An 8,961-nucleotide genomic window follows, 5' to 3' on the forward strand; every position below is an offset into this window, starting at 1 on the left:
GGCGAAAGGATAGCCAAACGAGTAGCGACAGGCCGCCGCACCGGTTCTTTGACAAGACGAAGCCTGATACGTGATGCGTGATGCGTGAGAAGAGAAGACCGGCAGGTGTTCTTCTCTGGTCACGCGTCACGCGTCACGGGTCATGCCTGGCCTGCCCGCATCGCAAGGTGCGGGGGGGATGGTGCGCCACGAGCGCGGCAGGGGTTACCTGCTGGCCGCGAATCGGTAACGGCCCGAGGCGACCTCGACGATGGCGCACGCGGGGTCAGATTTCCTCGATGGCAATGGCCCGGGCGGGGGCGCTGTCAATCTGGGCGCACTTGAAGGGCAGGGCCATGAAGAAGAACTCTCGGCGGCGCAGCGCGGCGAGATTGTCGAGGAACTCGACGAGGCAGGCGTCGCGGCTCATCAGGATGTCGTGGAGCGCCCGCGCGGCCGTGATGGTGGCGCCGAGCGAGAAGTCGGTGCCGATGCCCAGCAGCTTCACCTCGCGGTCGCGCAGCCAGACGGCGGCCTCGGGGGTGAGGCAGGGGGAGGGGCCGGGGCGGGGGTCGCTGTTGCGGCACAGGACGATGTCGCCCGGCTGAATGAGGCTGCCGAGGCACTTGTCGAGGAACGGGCCGCCGATCTCCTGGGCCTGGGCGGCGTCGGCCACGTCGAGCAGCACGGCGCGGCCGTAGAAGGTGTCGAGGGGCAGTTCCGTGACGTCCCTGCCGCCGGGATAGAAGTGGGCGGGGCTTTCGACGTGGGTGCCGACGTGGGTGTGGGTGCGGATGATGTCGAACTTATAGGCGTTGTCGCCGAGGCGCCCCCGCTGGATGACATAGGGCCGGTCCTGGGTGCCGGGCGGCACGACCTGGTAGGAGAGGTCCACCACGCGGTACTTGCCCGAGTCAATGCGGAAGACCATGGTCATTCTCCTGAAAGCTCGACGACAACGACGTGGATCGGCTGCCCCGCCTTGAGGGAGAGGCGGAGTTCGTCCCCCTGCACGCTCAGTTCGCTCTCCTGCGCTGCCCCAGTGCCGAGGGCATAGTGACGTGCCGTGGGGGCGAGGCGGCGGGCGCCGAGGCCGAGCAGCTTGAGGCGAGCCACGGCGTCGCTCTCGGCCGGGTGCGCGATGCGGATGACGAGCTTCTGGCGGCTCAGCCCCGCAACCAGGTCGAGAGCGCCACCGGCGGGGTTCTCGATGTGAAGCGTTTGTTCGAGAGGATGGGCGCGTGCAAGGGCCCAGGCGGCCCTCACGGAGGGGAGTTCGGCCGCAGGGAAAAAGAGGCTGGCCAGGGCGCCCGGGCCCCCCGAACGCGTGAGGGCGTTGAGCAGCGCGCCAAACGGGTAGGCGGAGGACGAGGCGTCGGGCGCGGGACAGACGTCCAGGAGGGCCAGGTGCAGGCCCTGGTCTCTGAGGCTGCCTGCGGTGCGCTCGAGGGCGGTCCAGGTCGCGGACTGGTCTGCTGCGGCCGCCGGCCATCGGAGCGGCTTGGCGATGTGCGCGACCATGGGGCCGGCAGCCTTCGCCTCCCGGGCATCCGCCGCGCAGTCTGCGAGGGGCGGGCTGCCGACGGCGATGAGTTCCGGGGCGGGCAGGAACCCGCGCAACTCTCTGGCCAGTTCGGCGAGCATCACCGCGTAGTCCTGGGCGTCGGGTTCCGCCATCCGTTCGCCGCCCACGAGCCAGCGCCGGACGCCGTAGGGCTCGGGGTGGCCGTTGGCCGCTCGCTCCTTGCCCAGGGGCGAGGCGGCCTCGCCGTTGCAGTAGTTGATCCAGTCGAGGGTGCAGAGGGGTCCGAGGTACGGGTTGAGCACGAGGAGCGGCTCGGCCCCGAGTTCGCGGCAGAGGCTGAGGAACTCGTCGGTGCCGAAGTCGGTGCCGCAGGGCTCGAAGGTCGGCTGCTGGCCGCCCGTGAGAGTGGCAGCGGGGCGCAGGTCCACGGGGCCGATGCCTCGCCGCCAGTGGTACTGGTTGGCGCCCGGGCCCGCGGGCCAGCACAGGAAGGCGGGACGCAAGGTGCGCAGGCTGGCCACGACGTCGCTGCGCAGCCCCCACGGGCTGCGGGCGGCTTCGGGGATGAGCGACACCTGATCGAAGAGCACGGTCGCCGTGCCGGCCACGGTGATGCAGAAGTCGGCCTGCGGGTCCGAGGTGTTGGGCTTGAGCACGAACTCGCGCGGCTCCCAGATGCCGGCGGCGGGGCCGGTGAGTTCCTCGGAGGCGTAGAGGGCGCCCTCGCGGCTCCGGAGCGAGACGGCTATGACGGCTTTGCCGGTGCCGCGCAGGTGGAGTCGGCCGCGGTAAGTGGCGCCCGCGGTGACCGGGATGCGCCTCTGGCGGATGCCCGCGTCGCCCCCCTGGTAGGCATCCACTCGAACGCCCTGCGAGAAGTGGCTGTTGAAGGGGTAGAGGGCCTCCCAGTGGAACGCGACCTTGTTCCCCTCGGCCCGGAGGGGTTCCCAGTCGGCGGCCAGGGTGTCGAGTTTCGACTTGGCGGGGTTGTCCAGGAGGAAGAGGGGCACGTCCTTCGGCTCGTAGACCGCGAGGTCGAGGTACTCCGCCGTGGAGCGGCTGGCCCCCAGGCCCACCCCGCCCCAGGGGAAGCGCGCGTCGCCCACGTGGTGGACCAGGCGCCCGTCGAGCGAGCACTGAAGCACCCCGCGCCGCAGGGTCACGTCAATGCGATAGCAGCGGCCGGTCTCGATGCGTCCGGGCACTGGCGGGGCGAGCGGCCTGGGGATTCCGGCGCCGACGGACTCGAGGACGTGCTGCCGGTTGCCGTGGGCGCCGAGGGTCCAGCGGACGTGGTTGTGGCTGTCCTGCACGTCGAAGAGAATGGAGAGGCCGTCCGGGCCGTCAATCTTGCGGCCGAGCAGGGTGAGCCGGTAGGCATTCCAGTTGCGTCGCCGCAGGATGACGAGCGGCTCGTCGAGCGTGCGGTCGGCCCGCACGATGGCATGGCGGCCGCCGAATTCGAAGAGTTGCCAGCCGCGCGCCTGGTTCCAACCTTCGGGCATCGCCTTCGGCCCGACCCAGGCCACCTTCTCGAAGCTGCGGTTGCGCAGCAGCTCGGGCAGCAGGGCATCGGCCCCGGGCGTGCCCGGCGCGGGCAGCGAGCAGCCGAAGAGCAGCGGCGAGACCTTGTTCTCGGGACGGTCCACGTGGATGGTGACCAGCGGCGGCGGCTGAGGCGACCCGGCGCCGCCGGGCGCCACGGCGCCGGCCAGCACAAACACGGCAAGTGAGACAGCACACCTAGGCATCGAGGCCCCGATTGCGGCGATAGCGTTGCTCGCGCCGGGCGATGCCGTATTCTATCATCGCCTCGCGCCTCCGCGCAAGAGGCGCGGGGAACATGGGGCTTGACGCCACGATCGCTCATCTGCTAACATACAGGCAGGAGGCGGGAGCACTGGGAAGTCCACCCCGTTGGCGGAGGCGTGGCAGTGAGCGTTCAAGAGCTGGATCTGGTAGCAACGTTCCTCGACGTGGGGCACGGCGACGCTATCGTGTTGCGCTTCCGTGAGGGCCACCAGGTGCGGACCGTGGTGGTGGACGGCGGCGGCCCGGCTCACGCGGGACGCCTCCTCTCCTACCTCCAGCGCTGCGGCACCGAGGTGGTGGACCTGATGGTGGCCACTCACGTGGACCGGCACCATATTGCCGGGCTGCTGCCCGTCGCCGAGGCCGAGCAGATCAAGATCGAGTGTTTTCTCGGTCCGGCGTGCGAATCCACGCAGCCCTCGGTGGCCGGCTTGCGGCTCCCGGACGAGCGGGCCTATCAGCGCCTGTTCTCGCGCATCCACAGCCGTGTGCGCCCCGAGCGCATTCTCAGCCCGGTGCGCGGAATGCCGCTGCCCCCGCTCTTTGGCGAGGCCACGATTACCGTCCTCCACCCGGGCACGACCAACCTGCTGCGCGCCGCGCCGCAGGATGCGCCCGCCCGGCGGCCCCAGGACCTGGTCGTGGAACAGAATGAGCTCTCGCTGGTCCTGCACATCGAGGCGCACGGCATCCGCCTCCTGCTGGGCGGCGATGCGCAGGCGACCTTCTGGACCGCGGCAGCGGCGGAGCGCACGATGAGCCGGTACCTCGACGTCAACATCCTCAAGGTGCCGCATTACGGCCGCCCCACGGGCCTCCCCGCCGCCCTCGCCCTCAGCGGAGCCGTCTGCACGGAATACGCCGTCTTCTCCCTCAGCGCGAAGCTGGACAAGGTGCCCGCGCCCGACCTCGTGCGCGCGTTCCGCGAGACACCCACCGAGGTCCTCTGCACCGAGCACGCAGTGCACCCTCCCTTCTGCGCCAACCCGTACTGCCACGCGGCCGTGTCGGGGCAGGACATTGTCTTCTGCCGCTGCCGCGGCGACTCGTCGTACTCCACGAGCGCCGAGCACTGCCCGGCCAGTGCGGAGCCGGCATGAACCGCCCCACGCCGCAGACGGCTTCCGCCGCTGGCCCGAGCCGCGAGGCGTCGGACCGCGCCCTGGAGGCCCTCGGTGCGGTGTATGCCGATCTGGACGCTCTGCTGGCAACCCTTCCGGTCGCCTGCCAGGCGTGCGGGCGCTGTTGCGATTTCGTGAGGAACGACTACCGCCTCTATGCCAGCCTCATCGAGCGGCTGCCCGTTCTGCGGTTCGCCGGGCCGCCGCGGCTCACGGCCGCGGGCCACTGCGGCTTCCTGGCGGGCGGCCGGTGCTCGGTGCACCGCTGGCGGCCGCTGAGCTGCCGGGTGTTCTTCTGTGCGCCGGAGCACAAGGCGCGCGAGCAGGAGCTCTACCACGCCTTCCAGCAGCGGCTGCGCGCTGCCACAGACCGCCTCGGCCTGGAGTGGGACTATGCTCCGTTCTTCGCCGGGCAAGCGGGCGGGCCGGCAGGCGGTCAGAACTCCGTCTTGCCGTAACGCCGGAAGTAGAAGCCCGCGCTCGAGTACGCGTAGTCCTCGGCCCTCTGCACGATGCCGCACAGGACGGGCTTGTGGTGGATGTAGTTCAGCTTCTCGAAGCGCGCGCGGGCGCTGTAGATGACGAGGACATCGGTCTCGTCCTCCCAGAGCGGCTGCCCATCGTCGGGCAGCTCGAGGAAGCGTTCCGCGGCCCGGTTGATGGCGCGGATCGTGTCGGCGATGGCCGCGCTGGACGGGCCGCCGCCGAACAGCACGTGGTAGTGGTCGGGCAGCACCACGTAGCCGTACTTCTTGAAGCCGCGCTCGCGGCGCATCCCCTCGATGAGCTCCACCAGCGTGGCCGCGCTCTTGTCCTCGTGGAACACGCGGCGGCAGTTGAACGTGCGCACGGTCACGAAGTAGCTGACCTGCTCCTCGCCCGGCTGTTCGTCATGCGCCGCCATGCTCCGCCTTCCTACACCGAGCGGGCGCGCCCCTGCATCGCCAGCGCCACGCCGAAGGCCAGCGCGCCGCCGATGATCAGAGTGGGCGCCCACGCCTCGTAGAACTGGAACTCGCGCCAGGCCGCCACATCGTAGCCCACCTGCTCCCCGAGCCGCTCGAGGAAGAAGAGCGACACGCCGGCCATCATGGCGGTCACGCCCACCAGGATGCCGTTGTTCTGCGTCGTGCGGGCCGCCAGGGCGATGCACCCCACGGTGATCAGCCACAGCACGATGGAGCCGCCGAAGCCCGCCACCCAGCTCCCCTTGCTGGACCCGAAGCCGTAGCCCACGGTCACGCACCACACGGTGCCCGCGATGCAGGCGACCAGCAACACGAGGCGCCCCGTCTGCCAGTTCTCGCGGGTGCGCGGGTCGAACAGATGCGGCCCGTAGCGCATCAGCTTCTTGCACTTCGCGCACTTCACCCGCTCGCCAGGGCGCAGTTCCGAGGCATCAATCACCCGCCCGCAGCCCGGGCACCGGAAGCGGTGGCTCGCCATGTCGAAGAAAGGGTCCACTGCCGGCTTCCTGTCTCGCCGCGCTTCAGTCCCGTCCGGCGGCTCGGCAGAGCACGATGAATCCGTTGCTCCGCAGGCCCTTCGCGAGGCCGCGGAGCACGCCGTTGCGAGGACGATTGAGGTGGAGGAACTCAGCGACCCGGAACCCGGCGCGCCCGAGCACGCCGCGGAGTTCGCCCTCGCTGTACACGTAGAGGCGGAGGCCCCGGATGCCGCGATAGCCGTCCATGTCTTTCTCGAAGGCCTCGGGCCGCCCGCGCCAGTGGTCCCGGAGGGCGTGCCAGAGGTAGCGGCGGCCATCGGGGTCCCACAGGTTCTGCCACCGATTGTGCAGGTGGAGTGCGAAGAGGCCGCCGGGCGCCAGATGGCGCCGGACCGATTCGAGGAAGCGCTGCCGGTTGGCGGCGCCGTGAATCATCCCCAGGGTGCTGAACATGCAGATCGCGTAGTCGAAGGGGCCGAGCCCGGTCTCGTCCAGGCGGGTGATGTCGGCACGCACGAGCGTCGCCGAGGAACCGCCCGCGTCGAGTTTGGCCCGGGCGGCCGCGAGCATGTGCTCCGAGAGGTCCAGCCCGGTGACCTCGAAGCCGCGCTCCGCGAAGTGCACCACGTGGCGTCCCGTGCCGCAGCCCAGGTCCACCAACCGCCCGGGGCGGACGAACCAGCGATCGAGCACGCGCACGTCGAACTGGAACAGCTCATTGTGCCGGAAGTAGCGATCATAGTCCCAGGCGATATGGGGCGCCCGCAGGTAGTCCCAGGTCGCGGGCGCGATGGCCGCCTCGCCGCCGCCGAGGGCGGCGGCCTGCTCGCTTGCCCGCGGGAGACCGGCGGCGGGGGCCGAACCCTCGTGCCGGGTGTGGCCCGTGCGCAGGTCCACCGCTGCCCCGCAATCGCAGCCCAGCGGGCGCTGGAACTCGAAGAGCGTGACATCGTACTGCCGGCCGCACTGGGGGCACTGCACCGCCACGTTCGCGCCTCCGAAACGAAAACCCTATCGGGGTATGGTAGCACATCTACCCCGCGCGAGCAAGGCCGGCCGCGGGCCGGGTCCGGTAACGATTTTCTTGACTCCCCTGCGCCAAGCCACTATAATTCGCAGTGGAGGATCGGCGAGAAATGCAGCGTTCGACCCAAGGAACAGGGCCAGTGGATTACTATGTAGTCCTCCAGGTGGAGCGCCACTCGGGGCCGGCCGAGATCAAGCGGGCCTTTCGCAGGCTGCTGAAGCGCTACCACCCGGACCGCAACCGCTCGAACGCGGCCTGGGCCGAGCAACGCACCCGCGAGATCGTCGAGGCCTACCACGTCCTGTCGGACGAACGCCGCCGCAAGTTCCACGACCAGCAACTGCGGATGGAGAGCTTCAGCGTCTCCACCGTCACCTCGTCCGTGTCCTACGACCCGCCCGGCGACGGGGTCGCGGCGAAGTGTCGCGAGCTGTTCGAGGCGCTCCTCAAGGGGAAGATCGAGGCGGCCCTCGGGCTCTACGAGCGCCTGCGCGGCGATAAGGCGACCTTCGACCTCTACCCCCATCTGAGCCTGAAGGATCACCTGGACTGCAAGTTCCTGCTGGGCGAGGCCTACGAGCGGCAGGGCCAGATAGACAATGCGCTGGCCCTCTACGAGGAGGTGTTCCGCGAGGAACTCGAGGGGCCGCGCCTGCGCTACTTCTTCGACGAGGTGCAGGAACGCATTGTCACCATCTACTGCCAGCACGTGGCGCGCACGGCGGAGCCCAAGGACGCGGTCCGCTACTACCAGCACGCGCTGAAGCTGGGGCTGCCGAACAAGGACAAGGCCGAGATCCGCAAGCGCCTGGCGGAGACGTTGCTGAAGATCGGGGACCGCGACGGCGCCCAGCGCGAACTGCGCGAGGCGATCAAGCTCCACCCGGGCATCAAGGGCGTCCAGCGCCTCGCCGCGCGCCTCGGGATGCACGCCGTCTCGTCGTAGCAGATTGACCGGTCCGTGGCGGGAGGTCTCGTCGTCTTCCAGGCCAGGCCCCAGTTCTCGGGCACCAGATGCCGCCTCACCCTCCCCGGCGTGAGCGCGGCCCACCCTGACCACCAGGAGGCCCTGACACCGTGAGCACCCCGCCCGTCGTGACGGAAACCACCCTCCCCGGCTTCAAGCTCCTGGGCCGCGGCAAGGTGCGCGACATCTACGACCTGGGAGACCAGCTCCTCATCGTCGCCACCGACCGCCTGTCGGCCTTCGACGTCGTCAACCCCGTGGGCATCCCCGAGAAGGGCCGGGTCCTCACCGCCCTGTCGGTCTTCTGGTTCAAGCTGCTCGCCGACCTCACCGAGACGCACTTCATCACCGATCAGATCGGCGAGATGGGCCACGGCCTGGAGCGCTTCCGCCCCGTGCTCGAGGGCCGCTCGATGCTGGTGAAGAAGACGGCCCCTATCCGCGTCGAGTGCGTCGTGCGCGGCTACCTGGCGGGCTCGGCCTGGAGCGAATACCGCAAGAGCGGCACCGTGTGCGGCGTGCTGATGCCCCCGGGGCTCCTCGAGGCCTCCAGGCTGCCGGCCCCCCTCTTCACGCCGGCCATCAAGGCCGAGTCGGGCCACGACGAGAACATCAGCTTCGAGCAGTCGGCCGAGATTCTGGGGCAGGAGCTCGCCTCCACCCTGCGCGAGCGGAGCTTCGCCCTCTACAACCGCGCCGCCGCCCACGCGCTTCAGCGCGGCATCATCCTGGCCGACACGAAGTTCGAGTGGGGCCAGCGCGACGGGCGGCTGCTCCTGATTGACGAGGTCTTCACGCCCGACTCCTCGCGCTTCTGGCCCTTCGCCGGCTACCAGCCGGGGCGCTCCCAGCCCTCGTTCGACAAGCAGCCCGTCCGCGACTGGCTGGAGAGCACCGGCTGGGACAAGACGCCGCCCGCCCCTCCCCTGCCGCCCGACGTCGTGCGCCAGACGACCGAGCGCTACCTGGAGGCCCTGCGCCTCCTCACCGCGCCCTGACCCCTGCGGTCGAGGAGGTCCCTTGGACCGGCCGAAGCTCCGCCCCGTCGAAGCAGTGCCCGTGCGCCAGGGCGGGCGCATCTAC

Annotated in this window: 9 protein-coding genes; 4 read left to right on the forward strand and 5 right to left on the reverse strand. The window is 70.0% G+C overall.

Annotation, left to right across the window (positions count from 1 at the left end; translation table 11 throughout):
• Positions 1 to 265: 265 nt before the first annotated feature.
• Together PLE19_23050 and PLE19_23055 are read right to left on the reverse strand one after the other, a co-directional pair.
• Complete coding sequence (locus PLE19_23050) at positions 266 to 910, reverse strand: cyclase family protein (GenBank protein HPD17826.1); 645 nt, start codon at positions 908 to 910, stop codon at positions 266 to 268.
• A gap of 2 nt (positions 911 to 912) precedes the next feature.
• Positions 913 to 3,255 (reverse strand): hypothetical protein, encoded by a 2,343-nt coding sequence (locus PLE19_23055; protein ID HPD17827.1) that lies wholly within the window; start codon positions 3,253 to 3,255, stop codon positions 913 to 915.
• Between the two features lie 183 nt (positions 3,256 to 3,438).
• On the opposite strand from PLE19_23055, the gene PLE19_23060 reads away from it, so the two are divergent.
• A complete protein-coding gene (locus tag PLE19_23060) occupies positions 3,439 to 4,416 on the forward strand; it encodes a hypothetical protein (GenBank protein ID HPD17828.1) in 978 nt (325 codons plus the stop codon).
• Entirely contained in the window at positions 4,413 to 4,895 is a 483-nt protein-coding gene (locus PLE19_23065; GenBank protein HPD17829.1) for a YkgJ family cysteine cluster protein, read from the forward strand. Before PLE19_23060 ends, PLE19_23065 begins: the two co-directional genes overlap by 4 nt.
• Here the strand turns inward: PLE19_23065 and PLE19_23070 are convergent.
• The 3 genes from PLE19_23070 to PLE19_23080 are packed head-to-tail and all read right to left on the reverse strand — an operon-like array spanning position 4,874 to position 6,871.
• Positions 4,874 to 5,341: a transposase gene (locus PLE19_23070; GenBank protein ID HPD17830.1), complete on the reverse strand. Its 468-nt coding sequence runs from the start codon at positions 5,339 to 5,341 to the stop codon at positions 4,874 to 4,876. The two genes, PLE19_23065 and PLE19_23070, sit on opposite strands and share 22 nt — an antisense overlap.
• An 11-nt stretch (positions 5,342 to 5,352) precedes the next feature.
• On the reverse strand, positions 5,353 to 5,901 hold the full coding sequence (locus tag PLE19_23075) for a hypothetical protein (protein HPD17831.1): 549 nt from the start codon (positions 5,899 to 5,901) through the stop codon (positions 5,353 to 5,355).
• 25 nt (positions 5,902 to 5,926) lie between these two features.
• Positions 5,927 to 6,871: a class I SAM-dependent methyltransferase gene (locus tag PLE19_23080; GenBank protein HPD17832.1), complete on the reverse strand. Its 945-nt coding sequence runs from the start codon at positions 6,869 to 6,871 to the stop codon at positions 5,927 to 5,929.
• A gap of 179 nt (positions 6,872 to 7,050) precedes the next feature.
• Between PLE19_23080 and PLE19_23085 the strand changes: the two genes are divergently transcribed.
• Positions 7,051 to 7,857, forward strand: a complete 807-nt coding sequence (locus PLE19_23085; GenBank protein HPD17833.1) for a DnaJ domain-containing protein — start codon at positions 7,051 to 7,053, stop codon at positions 7,855 to 7,857.
• A 131-nt stretch (positions 7,858 to 7,988) separates the two neighbouring features.
• On the forward strand, positions 7,989 to 8,876 hold the full coding sequence (locus PLE19_23090; GenBank protein ID HPD17834.1) for a phosphoribosylaminoimidazolesuccinocarboxamide synthase: 888 nt from the start codon (positions 7,989 to 7,991) through the stop codon (positions 8,874 to 8,876).
• Positions 8,877 to 8,961 lie beyond the last annotated feature (85 nt).

Source organism: Planctomycetota bacterium (assembly GCA_035384565.1).
Classification (GTDB): domain Bacteria; phylum Planctomycetota; class PUPC01; order DSUN01; family DSUN01; genus DAOOIT01.

Bases quoted from the DNA above. Each gene is read 5' to 3' on its own strand.
- PLE19_23050 (HPD17826.1), bottom strand. From the start codon at position 910: ATGGTCTTCCGCATTGACTCGGGCAAGTACCGCGTGGTGGACCTCTCC.
- PLE19_23055 (HPD17827.1), bottom strand. From the start codon at position 3,255: ATGCCTAGGTGTGCTGTCTCACTTGCCGTGTTTGTGCTGGCCGGCGCC.
- PLE19_23065 (HPD17829.1), top strand. From the start codon at position 4,413: ATGAACCGCCCCACGCCGCAGACGGCTTCCGCCGCTGGCCCGAGCCGC.
- PLE19_23070 (HPD17830.1), bottom strand. From the start codon at position 5,341: ATGGCGGCGCATGACGAACAGCCGGGCGAGGAGCAGGTCAGCTACTTC.